The following is a 19,962-nucleotide window of genomic DNA, read 5'->3' on the forward strand; positions in this document are numbered from 1 at the left end:
CCCCTGCCACAACCCCCTCAATAGGTTGCCTGTGGGCCACCCACTCGCCGACTCCGCTCAGGTCCGGGCGAAAGCGACCCCAACGCGCCCGACTCGGGTCTTCGTCCAGCCTCCCGCCCCAAAACACCAACGCCCCCGCACCGGGCCACCGGTGCGAGGGCGCGTGTGCGCCGGAGCCGATCCGGCTCCGGCCTCTGCGCTTGAGCGACCCGCTCCTACCCGTCCACGTCCAGCCCCAGCGCCACCCGGCCGGTGAAAAGCGCCTGCTCGTCGGCGCGCAGCGGGTGGAAGCGGGCGCCCTGCACGTCGCGGAAGGCGCGCTCCAGGCCCAGGTCCCGATAGAAGGAGGCGCCGCCCACCACTTCCATGGCCCGCTCCACCGTCTCAATGGCGCCGCGGCCGGCCAGGGTCCGGGCGGTCATGACCCGGCTGGTGGTCTCGGGTCCCGGCATCGCTCCACCGGCCATGCGCACCATGGCGTCGAGGGCGAGGCCGGCCATGGCATGGGCATTCTCCATGGCGCCGACGCGGGCGGGCAGGCCGGTGTCGAAGCCGCGGCGGCGGCCGATCTCCAGCGCCGTCGCCCGCGCCCCGTCGGCCACCCCCATGTAGGCCGAATAGATGATGGGGAAGGCGATCATGCTGATGGTGTGGAACAGCAGGTGCCACTTGCCCTGCGGCCGCCGCCCCGCGATGGAGGCCGCGGGCACGAACACGTCGCGCAGCAGCACGTCGTGGGAGCCGGTGCCGCGCATGCCCATCACGTGCCAGGTGTCCAGCACCGTCACCCCCGGCGCCGTGAAGGGCACGGCGAAGTGCAGCACCGTGGGGCCGGCCTCCGGGTCGTCATGGACCGCGCTGGTCATCAGCAGGTCGCCGGCCGGGCAGCCGCTGGAGAAGACCTTGCGCGCATTGATGCGGAAGCCTCCCTCGCAGGGGGTGGCGGTGCCCTCGCTGCGCAGCCAGTCCGAGCCGCCGCTGGAGACCAGCACGAGGTTTTCGGCCGCCACCCGCTTCAAGAGGCCGTCCGTGGGCGCGTTCTGGTGGCGCCAGCGCCAGGCGGCGGTGGCCACCAGGTGTGAGTGCATGGAGAAGGCGAGCGCGGTGGAGCCGCACTGCGCTCCCAGGCGGCGGACCACCTGGCAGATGTCGGCGACGCCGGCGCCCCCGCCGCCGAACTCCTCCGGCACCAGCGCCTTGAAGAAGCCCTCGGCCTTCAGCTTCTGGAAGGTGTCGGAGACGAAGCTCTCGTGCGCATCGTGCTCGGCGGCATGCGCGCCGATTTCGTCGGCGGTATTATCGACCTGCGCAAGCCAATCGGTCCTGACGGGTTCAATCGCTGCTTGAATCGCTGCAGACATTTCCATCCTCCGGCGGTTTTCATAGCCCTTGCCTGGAGATGGATAATGCCCAATTCTGGCGGCCTCGTGCTAGTTCAGGAACTGAAGCGGGCCAATACAGAAAATGAACTTGGCCGCCATGCCCCGAAGGCGTAACCTGCTGTCTCGGGTTTTCTGAAGCACGCGCCGATCGGATCGGTCCGTTCTCTCCGGATCGCACTCCAGAGGAAATGATGACGCAAGGCAGCTACAGGCAGTTCTGTCCGGTGGCCATGGCGGCGGAGATCCTCTGCACGCGCTGGACGGTGGTGCTGCTGCGCGAGATGGTAGCGGGATCCACCCGCTTCAACGACCTGCGGCGCGGCGTTCCGCGCATGTCGCCGGCGCTGCTGTCGCAGCGGCTGAAGGAGCTGGAGGCGGCCGGCATCGTCTATCGCGCGGCCTCGCGCACCGAGACCGGCATCTTTGAATACCGCCTCACCGCCGCCGGGGAGGAACTGGGGCCGCTGGTGGAGGCCTTCGGCGTCTGGGGGCAGCGCTGGGTGGAGACGGAGCTGTCGCTGCAGCATCTCGATGTCTCGCTGCTGATGTGGGACATGCGCCGCAACCTCGATCCCACACCCATGCCGAAGCGGCGCAGCGTCATCAAGTTCCTGTATCCGGAGCTGTCGGCGGCGCAGCGCTCATGGTGGCTCATGGTGGAGCCGCAGGTGGACGTGGATTTGTGCAGCGTCGATCCCGGCTTCGACGTGGATCTCTACGTGGCGAGCGACCTCAGGACCATGACCGCGATCTGGATGGGCCTCGACACCGTGCGCGCGGCGCTGGACGAACGGCGCCTGACGCTCACCGGAGAACCCGCGCTGGCCGCCAACATGCAGGCCTGGCTCGGCCTCAGCCCCTTCGCCAAGACGCGCAAGAAGGTAGCATAGGAGCGGGGGCCTCCCCCTTGCCATCCTCCCTGCCCCCTGCCATATAGCCCTCGGGAGGTTGGCGGTGGACGAGCCACTCGCCAACCGGGTCAGGTCCGGAAGGAAGCAGCCCCAACGAGCCCGGTCTCGGGTCTTCGTCCAGCCTCCCACCCTTCGCACAATCGAAGCGCACGACCGAAGCCGGGCTGAACGCCGCGGGGCACATCTCCCGCCGCGTCACGGCCAGGCCTGACGGCGGGAGGCGAGGGGCCGTGCCGCGCTCCTTCACCCCTGTGAATTGCCGCGCCCCGGTCGCAATCCGGTTCGGATTGGGGGATAGAGACAGACGGCCCATCCCAAGGAGGCTCCCATGTGGGTTGTCGTCGTCCTCGTCCTCAGCGCCCTTGCCAAGCCGGAAGCGGTGGTGAACCGCGACACCAGCTATCCCACCGAGGATGCCTGCAAGGCCGCCATCGCCAGGAACGTGCCCGCCCGGCTCGATGCCAAGCACAAGGAAGCCGTAGAGCAGGGCTACCGGCGCTACATCTGCGTGCGCGTTCCCGCGCCCGAGACGCCCAAGCCTGAAGCTCCGAAGACTGAAGCCCCCAAGGCCAAGTAGGGCACGCCGGGACCGGGCATGGCCCAGGCCTGCCGCGCGCCCCGCAATCAACAGACCGGCATCGCGAGCCGGCCCTTTCCGGCCGGCGCCCATCGACGTGGGCGTGCCGGATGCTATGTATGATGTGTCGGACGGCAGGTTCCGACACATCATCGTCAGGCAGGCCGGCTTCATGAGCGAGGATACGCGCGCGCACCAGGACGACGACGGGCCGGGGCTTGATCTCGGCACGCCGGCCGGTACGCCGCAGGCGAAGGCTGCGCCGCAGGCTGCCGAGCCCACCGCCGGCCCTGCGCCGGCCCCCGCCGCCTATCGCGTGCTGGCCCGCAAGTACCGCCCTCAGAATTTCACGGACCTCATCGGCCAGGAGGCCATGGTCCGCACCTTGAGGAACGCCTTTTCATCCGGGCGCATCGCACAGGCCTATATCCTCACGGGCGTGCGCGGCGTGGGCAAGACCACCACCGCCCGCATCCTCGCCCGCGCGCTCAACTACGAGCCCATGGACGGGGGCGCGGGCGGGCCGAGCCTCGATCTGTCGGTCATGGGCAGGCAGTGCCGCGACATCATCGAATCGCGCCACGTGGACGTGATGGAGATGGACGCGGCCTCCAACACCTCCATCAACGACATCCGCGAGATCATCGAGAGCGCGCGCTACCGCCCGGTGATGGCGCGCTACAAGGTCTACATCATCGACGAAGTGCACATGCTCTCCACGGCGGCCTTCAACGGCCTGCTGAAGACGCTGGAGGAGCCGCCGGAGCATGTGAAGTTCATCTTCGCCACCACCGAGATCCGCAAGGTGCCGGTCACCGTGCTCTCGCGCTGCCAGCGCTTCGACCTGCGGCGCGTGGAGGCGGGCGAACTGGCCGCGCACCTTGCCGGCATCTGCGCCAGGGAAGGCGTCACCATCGAGCCGGAGGCCCTCGCCATCGTGGCGCGGGCGGCGGAAGGCTCGGTGCGCGACAGCCTCTCTTTGCTCGACCAGGCCATCGCCCATGGCGGCGGCACGGTGGGCGCGGAAGAGGTGCGACGGCTGCTGGGCCTCGCCGACAAGGGGCGCGTCATCGACCTGTTCGAAGCGCTGATGAAGGGCGAGATGGCCCGCGCCCTCGGTGAATTCCGCGACCAGTACGATTCCGGCGCCGACCCGGCGGTGATCCTCACGGATCTCGCCGAATTCACCCACCTCGTCACCCGCCTCAAGATCGTGCCCGACGCGGCCGAGGATGCGGCGCTGGTGGAGGCGGAGCGGGTGCGCGGGCTTCAGATGGCGCAGGGCCTGTCCATGCGGGTGCTGGCGCGGGCGTGGCAGATGCTCACCAAGGGCATCGGCGAGGTGCAGCAGGCGCCCAAGCCCGCCCAGGCGGCGGAAATGGTGCTGGTGCGCCTCGCCTATGCCACCGACCTGCCCACCCCGGACGAAGCCCTGCGGCGCCTGAAGGACGAGCCCGTCGCCGATGCGCCGGCCCCGCCGTCCACCCCCTTAGGGGGCGGTGGAGGCGGTGGAGCACGGCTGTCCCTGGCTCCCCGTCCCGCCGAGGCGCGCCCGCAGATGCGCGCGACGCCCAGCCCCGTGGCCGTGGCCGCGCCGGCGGAAGGCCCACGCCTTTCCAGCCTCGCCGACGTGGCGCAGCTCGCCTCCGCCAGGCGCGACCTGGCCCTGAAGCACGCGATCGAAACGGCGCTGCGCCCGGTGCATGTGGAGGATGGCCGCATCGAGGTGGCGGTCGTGCCCGGCGCTCCGGCGAGCGTGATCCAGGACCTGTCCCGCAAGCTCTCCGAATGGACCGGCCGGCGCTGGCTGGTCTCCACCTCCTCGAAGGCCGGCGGGCCGACGCTGGCGGAGGAGCACGCCGCCGTGCGCGCCGAGCGCGAGGAGGGCATCAAGGCCCATCCGCTGGTGGCCGCCGTGCTGGCCCGCTTCCCCGGCGCCGAGGTGGTGGACGTGCGCACCCGCGAGGAGGCGCCCATCGACGCCGAGGTCCTCGCCCCCTCGGAGGAGGACCTTTATGCCGGCCCCGGCCCGGACGACGAGATCGAGTTCTGAAACACCCGCGCGGGCGGCCGGGCAAGGCCGCCGCGCGGGCCCCCACCATTTGAAGGAGAGATGAGGCCATGCGCGACCTGATGGGGATGATGAAGCAGGCCAAGGAGCTTCAGGAGCGCATGCAGCAGATGCAGGCGGAGCTGGAGCAGACCGAGGTGGAAGGCGCCTCCGGCGGCGGCCTCGTCACCGTGCGGGTCACCGCCAAGGGCGAGTGCAAGGCCGTGCGCATCGACCCCTCGCTGGCGAAGCCGGACGAGGTGGAGATCCTGGAGGACCTCGTCGTCGCCGCCCTGGGGGATGCCCGCGTCAAGGCGGAACGGGTGATGCAGGAAAAGATGAAGAGCCTCACCGGCGGCCTCGCCCTGCCACCGGGGTTGAACCTGTTCTGAGGGGGCTTTTCCACCGCGGGCGGCGGCGCCTGATTACCTCATCGTGACAGCGCCCCATTGCTCGGCTAGAGCCGGATGCTATTCGACGTCATCGCGTTGCGATGGCGTCGAATAGCTGAATCCGTCTCTGTTCAATAGTTTAGAGGGCGATTCACCGTCTGGGGGTGTGCCCCGAATCCGAAGGAGAGCCCATGGCTGCCGCCGCACCGCAGGGAATGAGCGAGACCATCGCCCGCATCATCGCCGCCGAGATCAGCGCCCGCCCGGCGCAGGTCAGCGCGGCCGTGTCCCTCATCGACGAAGGCGCCACCGTCCCCTTCATCGCCCGCTACCGCAAGGAGGTCACGGGCGGCCTCGACGACACCCAGCTGCGCACCCTGGAAGAGCGCCTGTCCTACCTGCGCGAGCTGGAGGCGCGGCGCGCCGCCGTGCTGTCCTCCATCGACGGGCAGGGCAAGCTCACGGGCGAGCTGCGCGGCAAGATCGACGCCGCCACCACCAAGGCGGAGCTGGAGGACCTCTACCTCCCCTACAAGCCCAAGCGCCGCACCAAGGCGGAGATCGCCCGCGAGAAGGGGCTGGGACCGCTGGCCGAGGCCATCCTCGCCGACCGCTCCATCGCCCCCGCCGAGCGCGCGGCGGCCTTCCTCAACGAGCAGGTGACGGACATCAAGGCCGCCCTCGACGGGGCGCGGGACATATTGGTCGAGACCTTCGCCGAGAATGCGGAGCTGGTGGGCCGCCTGCGCGCACACCTGAAGGCCAATGCCGTGATCAAGGCCAGGGTGGCCGAGGGCAAGGAGGAGGCCGGCGCCAAATTCCGCGACTATTTCGACCATTCGGAAAAATGGGCGACCGCCCCCAGCCACCGCGTGCTCGCCATGCTGCGCGGCCGCAACGAGGAGATGCTGACCCTCGATCTGGTGATGGACGAGGACGCCACCACCCCGGTGAAGCCCACCGAACGCATCGTGGCGGAAGCCTTCGGCATTCCCCTCGCCAATGGCGCGCCGGCCGACGGCTTCCTCCTGGAGGTGGCGCGCTGGGCGTGGCGGGTGAAGCTCTCCCTCCACCTCACCGTGGAGTTGATGGGCGAGATGCGCGAGCGGGCGGAAGAAGAAGCCATCCGCGTCTTCGCCCGCAACCTCAAGGATCTGCTGCTCGCCGCCCCCGCCGGCTCGCGCGCCACCATGGGCCTCGACCCCGGCATCCGCACCGGCGTGAAGGTGGCGGTGGTGGACGGCACCGGCAAGCTCATTGCCACCTCCACGGTCTATCCGTTCCAGCCGCGCAACGACGTGCAGGGGGCGAGCGCGGCGCTGGCACACCTCATCCGCCAGCACAAGGTGGAGCTGATCGCCATCGGCAACGGCACCGCGAGCCGCGAGACCGACAAGCTGGTGGCGGATCTCCTCGGCATGCTGCCGCCGCCGCACCCCATCAAGGTTGTGGTGAGCGAGGCCGGCGCCTCGGTCTATTCCGCCTCCGCCACGGCGGCGGCGGAGATGCCGGACATCGACGTGTCCCTGCGCGGCGCCGTCTCCATCGCCCGGCGGTTGCAAGATCCGCTGGCGGAGCTGGTGAAGATCGAGCCCAAGGCCATCGGCGTCGGCCAATACCAGCACGACGTGGACCAGGCCCGCCTCGCCAAAGCCCTCGACGCGGTGGTGGAGGATGCGGTGAACGCCGTGGGCGTGGATCTCAACACCGCATCCGCGTCGCTGCTGGCGCGCGTGTCGGGCCTCGGCGCCTCGCTGGCGGAGGCCATCGTCGCCCATCGCAATACGGTGGGGCCGTTCAAGACCCGCAAGGAATTGCTGAAGGTCGCCCGCCTCGGCCCGAGGACGTTCGAGCTGTCCGCCGGCTTCCTGCGCATTGCGGAGGGGGCGGAGCCGCTCGATGCCTCCGCCGTGCATCCGGAAGCCTATGACCTCGCCAAGAAGATCGTCGCCGCCTGCGGGCGCGACGTGCGCGCGCTCATGGGCGACACGGCGGCGCTGAAGGCGCTGGACCCGCGCGCCTTCGTGGACGAGCGCTTCGGCCTGCCCACGGTGCGCGACATCCTCTCCGAGCTGGAAAAGCCCGGCCGCGACCCGCGCCCGCAGTTCAGGACCGCCACCTTCGCCGAGGGGGTCCACGAAATGAGCGACCTCAAGCCCGGCATGGTGCTGGAAGGCACGGTGACCAACGTGGCCGCCTTCGGCGCCTTCGTGGACATCGGCGTGCACCAGGACGGGCTGGTCCACGTCTCGGCCCTGGCGGACCGGTTCGTGAAGGACCCCCACGAGGTGGTCAAGGCCGGCGACGTGGTAAAGGTGCGCGTGGTGGAGGTGGATGTGAAGCGCAAGCGCATTGCCCTCTCCATGCGCAAGGACGACGCGGGCGGGCGGCCCCCTGCGGGCCGGCCGCAGGAACCGCGCCCGAATGAAGGCCGTCGAGACCCCCCACCCAAGGAGAGGCCCGCCCAGGGCGCCTTCGGGGCCGCGCTGGCCGATGCCCTGCGGCGCAAGGGCCAGTAGACTGCGCTGAGCCTGCCTGCAGTCGGGACCGGACAGGCGAGCTGGATGCAGAAACACGAAGGCCGGGCATGGCCCGGCCGTTCAAATCTTGCGCCCGTTCATTGGTGAAAATACCGCAGGGGCACCCCGGCCCCGGCACAAGGTGGCGTCAGCGCCCCGCGTGCACGCGGGCGAGACGCGGCACCAGCCGGGTCAGGCGGATGCGGCGGCCGCGCGGCGGCTCGTCCTTGTCGCTCATCAGCATCACGGCGAAGCCCATCTGCACGCTGCCGAAGGTGACGCCGAGGGCCAGAGTCAGCACGGCCAGCGCCAGCGGCCCGTCCGCAGACGTGCGGAAGAGGGTGCCCAGGTGCGCCACGTCGAAGGCGGCGAGCAAGGCGACGAAGACCGCGGCCACGCCGACCCCGATGGCCGCGTGCCGCAGCAGGAAACGGACGAGAAACGGCATCGCAAGGCCTCCCCTCATGAACGCACGGCAAACGAAACGCCGGACGAGACTTCATGTCGGATGCGACGGAACAGCCCGGAGGGCTTTTCAGTTTCGCAATGGGGATGCTCTCACGCGCCTTTGATGGCGGCAAGCCTTCCCGCGCCGGCACAAAGTCGCAGGAATGCCCCATGTCAAGGTGACGGGGTCAAGGCGGCAGGGCGCAGGATGTGACAGGCTTTTATCGCTTCCGGCCCCGCCGATGGCGGGCGCCGGGGATCAAGGCAACAACGGGAGGCAGCAGATGACGAAGCTCGAAAAGGCGAATCGTCTCGTGGTGGTGTGCGACGGTGCGAAGGCCATCCTTCTGGCCGATGCCGGCATCGCCCCCGCGCCCAAGCTCAGCGTGGTGGAAAGCTTTGCCGAGCCTCACTCCGGCACGGCCGAGCTCGGCACCGACCGCCCCGGCCGCGTGCACGAATCCGCCACCACCGCGCGCAGCGCCGTGGAGGAGACCGACCTCCACGCCCAGGCCGAAGCCGCCTTCCTCGGCCGCCTCGCCGAGCGGCTCGGGGTGCTGGTGGCCGCCGGCACGGTGCCTCAGCGCATCCTCCTCGTGGCGCCACCCAAGGCGCTGGGCACCCTGCGCGATGCCTTGAGCGCCAAGGTGAAGGGCCTCGTCGATGGGGAAATCCCCAAGGACCTCGTCAAGCTGCCCGTGGACGAGATCGGCCGCCACATCGCCACCTGAGCCTACCCCCGGAACCGATCCGGCGGGCCGCAGCGTTCGGCGAACAGGGTCGGAACGCGAACGGTGAATCATGTCGCTGATCCAGTCGAGATCGCTTTCCCCCTGCGCCGTGTCGCGGCTTCGGCTTCTTGCCTGCCTCGTGCTGGTGGGGGGCGTTGCCGCGGTTGGAAGCGCCGTCACGGCGCCCGCCATCCCCGGCTGGTACCAAGGCCTTCAGAAGCCCCCATGGACGCCGCCCAACGCCGCCTTCCCCATCGCCTGGACTCTCCTCTACCTGATGATGGCCCTGACCCTCCACCGGCTGTGGGACCGCGTGGCGCCCTCGCCGGCGCGGCGCGCGGCCATCGCCCTCTTCCTCGGCCAGCTCGCGCTGAATGCCCTTTGGTCCCCTGTGTTCTTCGCGCTCAGGATGCCGTTGGCGGGTCTTGCCATCATCCTTGCCCTGCTGGTCGTGCTGGCACTGGCCATGCGCGCCGCCTTCCGGCTCGACCGCGCGGCCGGATGGCTGCTGGTGCCCTATCTGGCCTGGGTGTGCTACGCCTCCACGCTGAACGCGGCCATCGTCGTCCTCAACTGACGTGCCGCCGCCGCGTCCTCGAGGTCTGCCATGCTCCACTGGTCCATCTATCTCTTCATCCCGCTGGCTCTGGCCCTCGTGGCGGGTGTGCTCTTCCTCGGCCTGTTCAATTTCGCGTCCGGCGGCTCGCCCCAGCGCTCCCAGCGCCTGATGCAGCTGCGGGTGCTGTTCCAGTTCCTCGCCATCATCCTTGTCATGGTCACCATCTTCGCCATGGGGCGGTAGGAATTGGGGCGGTAGGAATTGGGCCGGCAGGAACCGGGACGGCAGTGATCGGGCGGTCGTCTGGGCACGGAAACGGAACACCGGGGGAACGCGGCACGCCATGGTCAAGCTGAACAAGATCTACACCCGCACCGGCGACGACGGCACCACCGGGCTCGGCACCGGCGCGCGGGTCGCCAAGTACGACCTGCGGGTGGATGCCTATGGCGCGGTGGATGAAACCAACGCCGCCATTGGCGTCGCCCGCCTGCATCTCGCCGGCGAGGCCGCCCTCGATGCCATGCTCATGCGGGTGCAGAACGACCTGTTCGATCTCGGCGCCGACCTGTGCGTGCCCCCCGGCGCGGACGAGGCGCCCGGATCGGCGCTGCGCATCGTGCCCGAGCAGGTGACCCGGCTGGAAGCGGACATCGACACCCTCAACGCCGAGCTGTCTCCCCTCACATCCTTCATCCTCCCGGCGGGCACGGCGGCATCGGCGCACCTGCATTTCGCCCGCACCGTCTGCCGGCGGGCGGAGCGAATCATGGTGGAGCTGTCGCACCAGCCGGACGCAACGGTGGGCCGGCCCGCCATCCAGTATGTGAACCGCCTGTCGGACCTGCTGTTCGTGGCCGGCCGCTACGCCAATGCCCGCGGCGCCGCCGACGTGCTCTGGGTGCCGGGCGCGAGCCGCGCCTGAAACAGGGTCCCGCCGCCAGCCGTGGCGAAGGGGCCAGGCCAGGGCGCCGCCCCGACGAAGGGGTGACACCGGCGCCCCCGGTTGGCGCGGCGCAAGCCGCCGGTCCCGCGCGCGCCATCATGCCGCCGCATTTTCTGCCCCGCCCCCGGTGTCCATTGCATTGAAAAATGCTTTACGCTTCAGGGCACGGGCGCGGACGGGGCGCCCTGCGGAAGGCCTTGGCCATGTTTGTTCCCATCGCCGATGCGAACCCCCTGGAGCATGTGAGGCGCCCTTACGTCACCTGGGCGCTGCTGGCGCTCAACCTGTTCGTCTTCGTGGCGCTCCAGCATGGCGCGTTCGGCGAGGTGAGCGAGGCCGGCGTGCTCGCCTTCGGCGCCATTCCGGCGGTGGTCAGCGGCGAAGCCGTGCTTCCGGAGGGCTATGCGCGCCTGCCGGCACCCCTCAGCCTCGTGACCTACATGTTCCTGCATGGCGGCTGGCTGCACCTCATCGGCAACATGGCCTTCCTGTTCGTGTTCGCCGACAATGTGGAAGACGCGCTCGGCCACTGGCGCTTCCTGGTCTTCTACCTCCTGTGCGGCATCCTGGCCGGGATCGCCCACGTGGTGGCCGACCCCGCCTCCGAGGCGCCCCTGGTGGGGGCGTCCGGCGCGGTGGCGGGGGTGATCGCCGCCTATCTGGTCCTGCACCCCAACATCCGGCTGTGGGCGCTGGTGCTCATGAAGATCCCGCTCAGGGTACCGGCCTACTGGGCCATCGGCGCATGGTTCGCGCTGCAGGTCTGGCAGATCCTGGCGAGCAGCGACCATGACACCGCCTGGTGGGCCCATGTGGGTGGCTTCCTCGCCGGAGCGGCGCTGGTGACGGTGATGCGCCGGCCGGGGGTGGCGCTTCTGGATCGCGATCCCTCCGGGGTACCGAGCCGGCCGGAGCCCCGCAAGAGCGAACCGTGACCGGCGCACGCCCCTTCGGGTTTGGCGAGGCCCGCAAGAGCGGGCGTTGACACACTTTCCGGCCACTCTTACGTTGCCGGCCCACACAAAATGCTGCAATGCAGGGAAGACGCGGAAGACTTGGAGACCGGAGCGACTTTTCGACCGCCGGTCGATATTTCGGGAACGGGGAGCACGCCTCTATGAAGATCCTGGTGCCCGTTAAGCGGGTGGTGGATTACAACGTAAAAGTACGGGTGAAGTCGGACGGTTCGGGCGTGGAGCTTGCAAACGTCAAGATGTCCATGAACCCGTTCGACGAGATCGCAGTGGAAGAGGCCCTGCGCCTGAAGGAGGCCGGCAAGGCCACCGAGGTGATCGCCGTCTCCATCGGCCCGGCCCAGGCCTCCGAGACCCTGCGCACGGCGCTGGCCATGGGCGCCGACCGCGGCATCCTGGTGAAGACCGACGCCACGGTGGAGCCGCTCGCCGTCGCCAAGATCCTCAAGGGCGTGGTGGGCGAGGAAACCCCCGGCCTCGTCATCCTCGGCAAGCAGGCCATCGACGACGACTGCAACCAGACCGGCCAGATGCTCGCCGCCCTGCTGGGCTGGCCCCAGGGCACCTTCGCCTCCAAGGTGGTGCCCGAGGACGGCTCGGTGCTGGTGACCCGCGAGATCGACGGCGGCCTGCAGACCGTGAAGCTCAACGGCCCGGCCATCGTAACGACGGACCTGCGCCTCAACGAGCCGCGCTATGCCTCGCTGCCCAACATCATGAAGGCGAAGAAGAAGCCCATCGCCGAGAAGACGCCCGACGATTACGGCGTCGATGTCTCGCCGCGCCTCACCGTGCTCTCCACCGCGGAACCCGCGGGCCGCAAGGCGGGCGTGAAGGTGGGCTCGGTGGCCGAGCTGGTGGCGAAGCTCAAGGACGAGGCGGGGGTGATCTGATGGCAACTTTGCTGCTCGCCGAACACGACAATTCGGCTCTCAACGGCGTCACCGCCAAGGCGCTCACCGCCGCCGCCGCCCTCGGAGGCCCGGTGCACGTGCTGGTCGCCGGCCAGGGGGCGCAGGCCGTCGCCGACGCGGCCGCCAAGCTCTCCGGCGTGGAGAAGGTGCTCCTCGCCGACGACGCGCTCTATGCCCATCGCCTCGCCGAGCCGCTCGCCGCGCTCATCGTGTCCCTGGCCCCGGCCTATGACGCCATCGTCGGCCCCTCCACTGCGGTGGCCAAGAACGTGCTGCCGCGCGTGGCCGCCCTGCTGGACGTGATGCAGGTGTCGGACATCATCAAGGTGGTGGCCCCCGACACGTTCGAGCGTCCCATCTATGCCGGCAACGCCATCCAGACCGTGAAGTCGGGTGACGCGAAGAAGGTGATCACGGTGCGCACCGCCTCCTTCGCCGCCACGCCCGAGGGCGGCTCGGCGGCGGTGGAAGCCGTCGCGGCGGTGGCCGATCCCGGCGTCTCCAGCTTCGTGGAGGAGGCCATCGCGGCCTCCGACCGTCCGGAGCTGACGGCGGCGAAGATCATCGTCTCCGGCGGCCGCGCGGTCGGCTCGCGCGAGAAGTTCGCCGAGCTGATCGAGCCGCTGGCCGATGCGCTGGGCGCCGCGGTGGGCGCCTCGCGCGCGGCGGTGGATGCGGGCTACGCCCCCAATGACTGGCAGGTGGGCCAGACCGGCAAGGTGGTGGCGCCCGAGCTCTATATCGCGCTCGGCATTTCCGGCGCCATCCAGCATCTCGCCGGCATGAAGGACTCCAAGGTCATCGTCGCCGTCAACAAGGACGAGGAGGCCCCCATCTTCCAGGTGGCGGATTATGGCCTCGTCGGCGACATCAACACCGTCATCCCCGAGCTGAAGGCGGAACTCGCCAAGGTGAAGGGCTAGAGCATTTTCGAGCGAAGTGGGCACCGGTTCGCGTGAAGAAAATGCGATAACTCAAGAAGCTAGAGCGCGATCCGATCAGATTGCATCAATCTGATCGGCGAATCGCCCTCTCAATTCAAGACAGAGAACCTGTTGTCCGGTCGGGTTGCGGTGCAATCCGACCGGCGCGTACTCCAGGGCCAAGACGTTTTCGAGCGACTTAGGGACCATTCAACGAAGCGCGAAAATGCTCTAGAAACAGGCGGCCGGGTGCGTCCCGGCCGCTGTCATCAGGGGCGCCGGCTCCTCCCCCCGGCATCAAGGTGAAACGAGAGAATCATGCCGCTCGAGATCAAGAAGGTCGGGGTCATCGGCGCAGGCCAGATGGGCAACGGCATCGCGCACGTCTGCGCCCTCGCCGGCTATGACGTATTCCTCAATGACGCGGACCCCGACCGCATCCGGTCCGGCCTTGCCACCATCAACGGCAACATGGCCAAGCAGGTCTCCAAGGGCACGGTCACCGAGGAGGCCCGCCAGGACGCCCTGGCGCGCATCGCCGCCGCCGAGCGCACCGAGGACCTGGCCGACTGCGATCTCGTGATCGAATCGGCCACCGAGAAGGAAGAGGTGAAGCGCAAGATCTTCACCGGCCTGTGCGCCGTGCTGCGGCCCGACGCGCTGCTCGCCTCCAATACCTCCTCCATCTCCATCACCCGCCTCGCGGCCGCCACCGACCGGCCCGAGCGCTTCATCGGCATTCATTTCATGAATCCGGTGCCGCTGATGGAGCTGGTGGAGCTGGTGCGCGGCATCGCCACCGACGACGACACCTTCGAAAGCTCGAAGCAGTTCGTCACGCGGCTGCACAAGACCTATGCGGTGGCGGAGGACTTCCCGGCCTTCATCGTCAACCGCATCCTGCTGCCCATGATCAACGAGGCCATCTACACCCTGTATGAGGGCGTCGGCAGCGTGGATTCCATCGACCGGGCCATGAAGCTCGGCGCCAACCACCCCATGGGGCCGCTGCAGCTGGCCGACTTCATCGGCCTCGACACCTGCCTCGCGGTGATGCAGGTGCTGCACGAAGGCCTGGCGGACTCCAAGTATCGCCCCTGCCCGCTGCTGGTGAAATATGTCGAGGCCGGCTGGCTCGGCCGCAAGACCCAGCGCGGCTTCTACGACTATCGCGGCGAGAAGCCGGTCCCGACCCGCTGAACCATGGCGGCGCCGCCCCCTCGGGAGCGGTCGGGACGGTGGCCCAAGCAGCGGCACGGAAAACAACTCGCCCCTCCCCGCAGGCGGGAGAGGGGCTCGGGTCTCACGCCTCCACCGCCACCCCGGGCAGATCCACACGCTGCAACAGGCCCCCACCGGGCCGGTTGGCGAGGGTGAGGCGGCCGCCGTGGCGGGAGACAATCTCGTTGGCGATGGCAAGGCCCAGCCCCGCCCCCGGAATGCTGACCTGACGCGCCGGGTCCACCCGGAAGAACGGCTCGAACACCTGCCCCATCAGCGCCTCGGGGATGCCGGGGCCGTCATCCTCGATGATCAGAACCGCGCGGCCCGCCTCGGCGCTGACGGCAACCCGCGCGCCGCCGCCATGGGTCGCGGCATTCACGATCAGGTTGCGCACCGCCCGCTTCAGCGAGAGCGGACGCCCACGCACCGCCACCGGTGACGTCCCGGCCAGGCGGACCGGACGCCGCGCCTCGGCCACTTCCGCCACCACGCCCTCCACCAGATCATCGAAGCGAACCTCCTCCTCCGGGCCGCCCTCCACCTCCTCGCGCACCAGCCGGATGGCGCTGTCGGCGATGCGGTCGAGCTCTTCCAGATCGGAGAGCCAGTGCGCCCGCTCCTCGTCGTCGGCGATGAACTCGGCGCGCAGGCGCATGCGGGTGAGCGGGGTGCGCAGATCATGGGCGGCGCCGGCCACGATGCGCATGCGGCTGTCCATGGCAACCTTGAGCCGGGCCGACAGGAGGTTGATGGCGGCCGCCGCCGCGCGCACCTCGGCCGGCCCCTCCTCCGGCAGCACGGGCAGCTCGCCATCGGGACCGATGCCCCGGGCCGCCTCCTCGATGAGGGACAAGGGCTTGGTCAGCCGCCGCACCGCGATCACCACCACCAGCGTCACCCCGGCCAGCATGAAGGCCAGCCAGGTGGCAAAGCCGAAGGTGCCGCCCGGCGGGCCCGGCGGGGGCATGAGACCGAACCGCCGCTCCAGCACCAGCCAGCGCCCGTCCGCGAGACCCACGGCGGTCATGGGCGGGCCGCCGGGGCCGGGCTGGTAGACCCGCACGGGCATGGCGCGGCCGAGCCGGCCCAGCGTGTCGCCCAGCCGGCGTGTCGCCTCCCCGTCGATCTCGCCCTCCGGGGGCGCGGCCTGGATCGCCGCCCTCCCCCCGGACAGCCGGGCGTCCGACGGCACCGAGGCGGCCAGATCGGCGAGGAGGGCCACGTCCTGAGCCGCCTCGCCGATCTTCTCGAAGGGCGGCCAGTCGGGACGGGTCAGGAAGAAGGACGCGCCATTGGCGAGGGCGATCACCACCACCAGCGCCACCACCAGAAGCGCGGTGACCTGCGCGCGCAGGGTCCTCACGAGGCCTCCTCCCGGTCCACGCGCACCGCCAGCTGGTAGCCACCATTGCGCAGGGTCTTCAGGATCTGGAACGCCCCCTGGTCGCCGAGCTTGCGCCGCAGCCGGCTCACCAGCACGTCCACCGAACGATCGAACGGTCCGGCCTCGCGGCCGCGGGTGATGTCCAGCAACTGCTCGCGGGAGAGGATGCGGCCCGGCCGCTCCAGGAACGCCATCAGCAGGTCGAACTCGGCGCCGGTCAGCGCGATCTCGATGCCCTCGGCATCGGTCACGCGCCGCAACTCCGGCTCGGCGCGGAAGCGGTCGAAGCGGAACGCGTTGACGGCCACAGGCGCCGGCTCGGTCCCGCCGGTGCGCCGGAGGACGGCGCGGATGCGCGCCACCAGCTCGCGCGGATTGAACGGCTTGCCGAGATAGTCGTCGGCCCCGATCTCCAGCCCGATGATGCGGTCCACATCCTCCTTGAGGGCGGTGAGAAGGATGACCGGGATCCGCGAGCGGTTGCGCAGGGCGCGGCACAGATCGAGGCCGGACGCATCCGGCAGCATCAGGTCGAGCACCACGAAATCTATGCGCTGGGTAGCGAGCTTCTCCTCCATTTCCCGTCCGTCGCCGGCCGTGGTGACGCGGAAGCCCTGGGCTGCAAGATAGCGCCCGAGCAGTTTCCGGATTTCGAGATCGTCATCGACGACCAGTATGTGCGTAGCGCCTTCAGACTGCACCGGCGTCTCCTTTTCACCGATTCTAGCCGAGACACCGCGCCGCCGCGCCCTCCATTGCATCGAAGCGTTGCCCATGGGCGGCGAGCAACATTGCGATACAAATTCGCGCCCCGCCGACACCTTGGGACATATCCCGACCTTCGCCAGCAACGGGAGGGGATCAAGCTGCGTCCAACCTGAGAACAGACAGGAGGCCCCCTTGTCCTTCAAGCCTCTGCGCATCGAGCTTCTCGCCGGCGCCACCATTGCCCTGCTGGCGGCGGCAGGCTTCGTCGCATCCATGTCGGGTCCCGCCGTCTCGAAGACGCAGGACCGGCTGCCGCAGGCGACCTCCGCCGCCCCGATGCGCACCGCGGCGCTTGCCATGGCAGGCCAGGGCATGGAGGCTCCGCCCCCGGATGGCCCAAGGCTGCCGCCACCGGGAATGCCGGACGCGCCTGGGGCGCGGCCGCCCGGTCCTCCACATCCGCCTGGTGCAACCGGGCCACACCGCGGCCCGCTGGGTCTTGCCCGTGCCCTGGCCGCCGCAGAGACCGCCATCGGCATCCGGCCCAACCAGATGGATGCCTGGCGCGACTTCACCGACGCCCTTCAGGACGCGGTGCCGCTGCTTCCGCCGCCGCCCCCTCCCGCCGACCCCGCCGCGGCGGCTGCGCCCTTCGCCCTGATCACGGCCCTGGCAACGCGCGACGAGGAAGCCGGCAAGGCCGGCTCGCGGCTGAAGCAGGCCGTGGAAACCCTCAAAATCCGCTTGTCGCAGGCGCAGATCCAGAAGCTGGCCCAGATCGAGCCGGCTCTCCTGCCACCACCGCCTCCGCCTCCCGGCATGACGCCGCCCCCGCGCGGCGCGCCCGGCGGCCCACCCGATCGCCTCCCGCCCCGGTAGAGGCTCCAGGAAGGAGGGGAGTCTCGCCGCCCTTGATCCTCCCCTCCCCACAGCGGGCGTGCTTCTGCACGCCCGCTGTCCGCATTTGCGCACCGGGGTTTCGCCCCCGGTCATACGCCTGTCGTGCTTCGTGCAATATGTTTGTGAAAACGATTTCACGGGCTGGACGCTGTCCAGCTGCCGGCCTCAGGATCGCGCGATGGCACGCATCGTCACCATTCGCACCGTCGCTGAACGCGCCGGATGCTCCATCGCCACGGTCAGCCGCGTCATCAACCGCTCGGCGCCCACCAGCGCAGACGTGGACGCGCGCGTGCGCGCCGCCGTCGCCGAGCTGGGCTTTCGTCCGAGCGAGATCGGTCGCGCGCTGAAGACACTGCGCACCCGGACGCTGGGGGTGGTCATTCCCAGCCTCACGAATCCGGTCTTCGCCGCCTCGGTTGCCGGCATGCAATCGGCGGCGCGGGAGCGCCAGCACACGCTGCTGCTCACCGCCACCGACTATGACCCCGCCGCCGAGTCCGAGCTGGTGGAAACGCTGGTGGCCCAGAACGTGGCCGGCCTCATCCTCACCGTCGCCGACGCGGCCGAGAACGCCACTCTCGACCTGCTGGATGCGGAAGGCATCCCCTACGTCCTGGTCCACAACGAGCCGACCCGCCCCGGGCGGGCCGCCGTGTGCGTGGACAATGCGGCCGCCACCTTCGCCCTGACGCAGACCATGATCGCGGCCGGCCACCGGCGCATCGCCTATCTCGCCGGGCGCTTCGCCACCTCCGATCGCGCCCGCCGCCGCCACGAAGGCTACCGCGCCGCCATGGAAGCGGCCGGCCTTGAGCCCGAGGCCCCCCTCGAGCTCGACTATCTCGGCGATGCGCCGAGCCATGCCGAGGCCCTCGCCGGCCTCTTCCGCGCTCCGGAACCGCCCACGGCGGCGCTCTGCTCCAACGACCTGCTCGCCTTGTCGGTCGTCGGCGCCCTGCGCACGCTCGGGTTGCGCGTGCCGGACGACGTTTCCGTCGCCGGCTTCGACGGCATCGCCCTGGGCGGCGCCGTCCATCCCACCCTCGCCACGGTGGACACGCCCACACGCCTCATGGGGGAGCACGCCGTGGCGATGCTCTTCACCATGATCGAGGCGGGGGCCCCGCCCCGTGTCGAGCGCCTGCCCTTCACGCTCCGCCCCGGCGGAACGCTCGCTCCTGAAGCACCCGTTCCCAGAGTTTAGAGCCGAAGGCCGCCCCCAGCGGTAGCCCGACACGCCCACTTTCCGCCCCTGACCCTGAGGCCAGCCATGCGCCCCACCCTTTCCCGTCTCCTCAAAGCCGGTACCTTCGCCGCGCTCGCCCTCGCGGCGCTTCCCTTCGGCGGCCGCCCCGCCGCGGCGGCCGACGCCATCTGCTACAATTGCCCGCCCGAATGGGCCGACTGGGGCTCCATGCTGAAGGCCATCAAGGCCGACCTCGGCATCGACGTGCCTCAGGACAACAAGAATTCCGGCCAGTCCCTCACCCAGATCCTTGCCGAAAAGGCGAGCCCGGTGGCGGACGTGGCCTATCTGGGCGTCACCTTCGGCATCAAGGCCAAGGACGCCGGCGTGACCCAGCCCTACGAGCCCAAGGGCTTCGCCGAGATCCCGGCGGGGCTGAAGGACAAGGACGGCAACTGGTTCACCATCCATTCGGGCACGCTCGGCCTGTTCGTGAACAAGGACGCGCTGGGCGGCGCCCCGGTGCCGGCCTGCTGGGCCGACCTGCTGAAGCCCGAATACAAGGGTCTCGTGGGCTATCTCGACCCCACCAGCGCCTTCGTGGGCTATGTGGGCGCGGTGGCGGTGAACGGCGCCATGGGCGGCACGCTGGACGACTTCAAGCCCGGCATCGAATACTTCAGGAAGCTCCAGGCGAACCAGCCCATCGTACCGAAGCAGACCTCCTATGCCCGCGTGGTCTCCGGCGAGATCCCGATCCTGTTCGACTACGACTTCAACGCCTATCGCGCCCGCTACTCGGACATGGGCCACTTCGAGTTCGTCATCCCCTGCGAGGGCAGCGTGGTGGTGCCCTATGTGATGACCATGGTGAAGGGCGCGCCTCACCCCGAGGCGGCAAAGAAGGTGCTGGACTACGTGCTGTCCGACAAGGGCCAGACCATGTGGGCCAAGGCCTATCTGCGCCCGGCCCGCGACATCAAGCTGCCGCCGGAAGTGGCGAGCCGCTTCCTGCCCGCCACCGACTATGCCCGCGCCAAGCCGGTGGACTACTCCAAGATGGAAGCCGCACAGAAGGGCTTCTCCGAGGCCTACCTGAACGCGGTGAAGTGAGGGAAGGAGCCAAGCCAAAGCCCTCTCCCGCTTGCGGGGGAGGGTTGGGAGGGGGCAGCACGCTTGACGCTTGGCCGCCCGACGGCGGGAAAACCACCGGCGCTCTCCCCCTCCCCAGC

At 69.6% G+C, this 19,962-nt stretch carries 20 protein-coding genes and 1 other RNA gene; 17 read left to right on the forward strand and 4 right to left on the reverse strand.

The features are described 5' to 3' along the window. Positions 1 to 215: 215 nt before the first annotated feature. Positions 216 to 1,361, reverse strand: coding sequence for an acyl-CoA dehydrogenase family protein (locus K9U40_RS16585; RefSeq protein WP_282891248.1), 1,146 nt, complete (start codon positions 1,359 to 1,361; stop codon positions 216 to 218). A 212-nt stretch (positions 1,362 to 1,573) separates the two neighbouring features. On the opposite strand from K9U40_RS16585, the gene K9U40_RS16590 reads away from it, so the two are divergent. The 6 genes from K9U40_RS16590 to K9U40_RS16615 all read left to right on the forward strand — a co-directional run bounded on the left by K9U40_RS16590 (position 1,574) and on the right by K9U40_RS16615 (position 7,831). Continuing rightward, positions 1,574 to 2,272: a winged helix-turn-helix transcriptional regulator gene (locus tag K9U40_RS16590; protein WP_282891249.1), complete on the forward strand. Its 699-nt coding sequence runs from the start codon at positions 1,574 to 1,576 to the stop codon at positions 2,270 to 2,272. Between the two features lie 52 nt (positions 2,273 to 2,324). Continuing rightward, an RNA gene (ffs, locus tag K9U40_RS16595) (signal recognition particle sRNA small type) lies at positions 2,325 to 2,423 on the forward strand. A 198-nt stretch (positions 2,424 to 2,621) separates the two neighbouring features. After that, positions 2,622 to 2,870: a hypothetical protein gene (locus K9U40_RS16600; protein WP_282891250.1), complete on the forward strand. Its 249-nt coding sequence runs from the start codon at positions 2,622 to 2,624 to the stop codon at positions 2,868 to 2,870. Between the two features lie 172 nt (positions 2,871 to 3,042). Further along, positions 3,043 to 4,923 (forward strand): DNA polymerase III subunit gamma/tau, encoded by a 1,881-nt coding sequence (locus tag K9U40_RS16605; RefSeq protein WP_282891251.1) that lies wholly within the window; start codon positions 3,043 to 3,045, stop codon positions 4,921 to 4,923. Positions 4,924 to 4,991: 68 nt separating this feature from the next. Next, positions 4,992 to 5,312 (forward strand): YbaB/EbfC family nucleoid-associated protein, encoded by a 321-nt coding sequence (locus tag K9U40_RS16610; RefSeq protein ID WP_282891252.1) that lies wholly within the window; start codon positions 4,992 to 4,994, stop codon positions 5,310 to 5,312. A gap of 191 nt (positions 5,313 to 5,503) precedes the next feature. Next, positions 5,504 to 7,831, forward strand: coding sequence for a Tex family protein (locus K9U40_RS16615; protein ID WP_414114872.1), 2,328 nt, complete (start codon positions 5,504 to 5,506; stop codon positions 7,829 to 7,831). Positions 7,832 to 7,979: 148 nt separating this feature from the next. On the opposite strand, the gene K9U40_RS16620 is transcribed toward K9U40_RS16615, so the two are convergent. Beyond that, positions 7,980 to 8,279, reverse strand: coding sequence for a hypothetical protein (locus K9U40_RS16620; RefSeq protein WP_282891253.1), 300 nt, complete (start codon positions 8,277 to 8,279; stop codon positions 7,980 to 7,982). A 283-nt stretch (positions 8,280 to 8,562) separates the two neighbouring features. Here K9U40_RS16620 and K9U40_RS16625 point away from each other — a divergent pair, with 283 nt between their 5' ends. From K9U40_RS16625 to K9U40_RS16660, 8 genes are all read left to right on the forward strand, one after another. Beyond that, on the forward strand, positions 8,563 to 9,009 hold the full coding sequence (locus K9U40_RS16625; protein WP_282891254.1) for a host attachment protein: 447 nt from the start codon (positions 8,563 to 8,565) through the stop codon (positions 9,007 to 9,009). A gap of 70 nt (positions 9,010 to 9,079) precedes the next feature. Continuing rightward, on the forward strand, positions 9,080 to 9,586 hold the full coding sequence (locus K9U40_RS16630) for a TspO/MBR family protein (RefSeq protein WP_282891255.1): 507 nt from the start codon (positions 9,080 to 9,082) through the stop codon (positions 9,584 to 9,586). 30 nt (positions 9,587 to 9,616) lie between these two features. Then, positions 9,617 to 9,811: a twin transmembrane helix small protein gene (locus K9U40_RS16635; protein WP_282891256.1), complete on the forward strand. Its 195-nt coding sequence runs from the start codon at positions 9,617 to 9,619 to the stop codon at positions 9,809 to 9,811. A 100-nt stretch (positions 9,812 to 9,911) separates the two neighbouring features. Then, a complete protein-coding gene (locus K9U40_RS16640) occupies positions 9,912 to 10,493 on the forward strand; it encodes a cob(I)yrinic acid a,c-diamide adenosyltransferase (RefSeq protein ID WP_282891257.1) in 582 nt (193 codons plus the stop codon). Between the two features lie 224 nt (positions 10,494 to 10,717). Then, entirely contained in the window at positions 10,718 to 11,449 is a 732-nt protein-coding gene (locus tag K9U40_RS16645; RefSeq protein ID WP_282891258.1) for a rhomboid family intramembrane serine protease, read from the forward strand. Positions 11,450 to 11,631: 182 nt separating this feature from the next. Beyond that, positions 11,632 to 12,381, forward strand: coding sequence for an electron transfer flavoprotein subunit beta/FixA family protein (locus K9U40_RS16650; RefSeq protein WP_282891259.1), 750 nt, complete (start codon positions 11,632 to 11,634; stop codon positions 12,379 to 12,381). Further along, positions 12,381 to 13,325, forward strand: coding sequence for an electron transfer flavoprotein subunit alpha/FixB family protein (locus K9U40_RS16655; protein ID WP_282891260.1), 945 nt, complete (start codon positions 12,381 to 12,383; stop codon positions 13,323 to 13,325). Before K9U40_RS16650 ends, K9U40_RS16655 begins: the two co-directional genes overlap by 1 nt. Before the next feature lie 318 nt (positions 13,326 to 13,643). Then, positions 13,644 to 14,525, forward strand: a complete 882-nt coding sequence (locus K9U40_RS16660) for a 3-hydroxybutyryl-CoA dehydrogenase (RefSeq protein ID WP_282891261.1) — start codon at positions 13,644 to 13,646, stop codon at positions 14,523 to 14,525. 103 nt (positions 14,526 to 14,628) lie between these two features. Here K9U40_RS16660 and K9U40_RS16665 read toward each other — a convergent pair whose 3' ends face one another. Together K9U40_RS16665 and K9U40_RS16670 are read right to left on the reverse strand one after the other, a co-directional pair. Continuing rightward, the gene (locus tag K9U40_RS16665; RefSeq protein ID WP_282891262.1) at positions 14,629 to 15,912 is read right to left on the reverse strand and encodes an ATP-binding protein; all 1,284 of its coding nucleotides are present in this window, start codon (positions 15,910 to 15,912) and stop codon (positions 14,629 to 14,631) included. After that, entirely contained in the window at positions 15,909 to 16,694 is a 786-nt protein-coding gene (locus tag K9U40_RS16670; RefSeq protein ID WP_282891267.1) for a response regulator, read from the reverse strand. The genes K9U40_RS16665 and K9U40_RS16670 overlap by 4 nt, the downstream gene beginning before the upstream one ends. 139 nt (positions 16,695 to 16,833) lie before the next feature. Between K9U40_RS16670 and K9U40_RS16675 the strand changes: the two genes are divergently transcribed. From K9U40_RS16675 to K9U40_RS16685, 3 genes are all read left to right on the forward strand, one after another. Further along, positions 16,834 to 17,520, forward strand: a complete 687-nt coding sequence (locus tag K9U40_RS16675) for a hypothetical protein (RefSeq protein ID WP_282891263.1) — start codon at positions 16,834 to 16,836, stop codon at positions 17,518 to 17,520. Between the two features lie 199 nt (positions 17,521 to 17,719). Further along, complete coding sequence (locus tag K9U40_RS16680) at positions 17,720 to 18,748, forward strand: substrate-binding domain-containing protein (RefSeq protein ID WP_282891264.1); 1,029 nt, start codon at positions 17,720 to 17,722, stop codon at positions 18,746 to 18,748. A 66-nt stretch (positions 18,749 to 18,814) separates the two neighbouring features. After that, complete coding sequence (locus K9U40_RS16685) at positions 18,815 to 19,843, forward strand: ABC transporter substrate-binding protein (protein ID WP_282891265.1); 1,029 nt, start codon at positions 18,815 to 18,817, stop codon at positions 19,841 to 19,843. The last annotated feature ends 119 nt before the right edge of the window (positions 19,844 to 19,962 follow it).

The organism is Xanthobacter autotrophicus, from assembly GCF_030015065.1.
In the GTDB taxonomy this organism is placed as follows: domain Bacteria; phylum Pseudomonadota; class Alphaproteobacteria; order Rhizobiales; family Xanthobacteraceae; genus Xanthobacter; species Xanthobacter autotrophicus_D.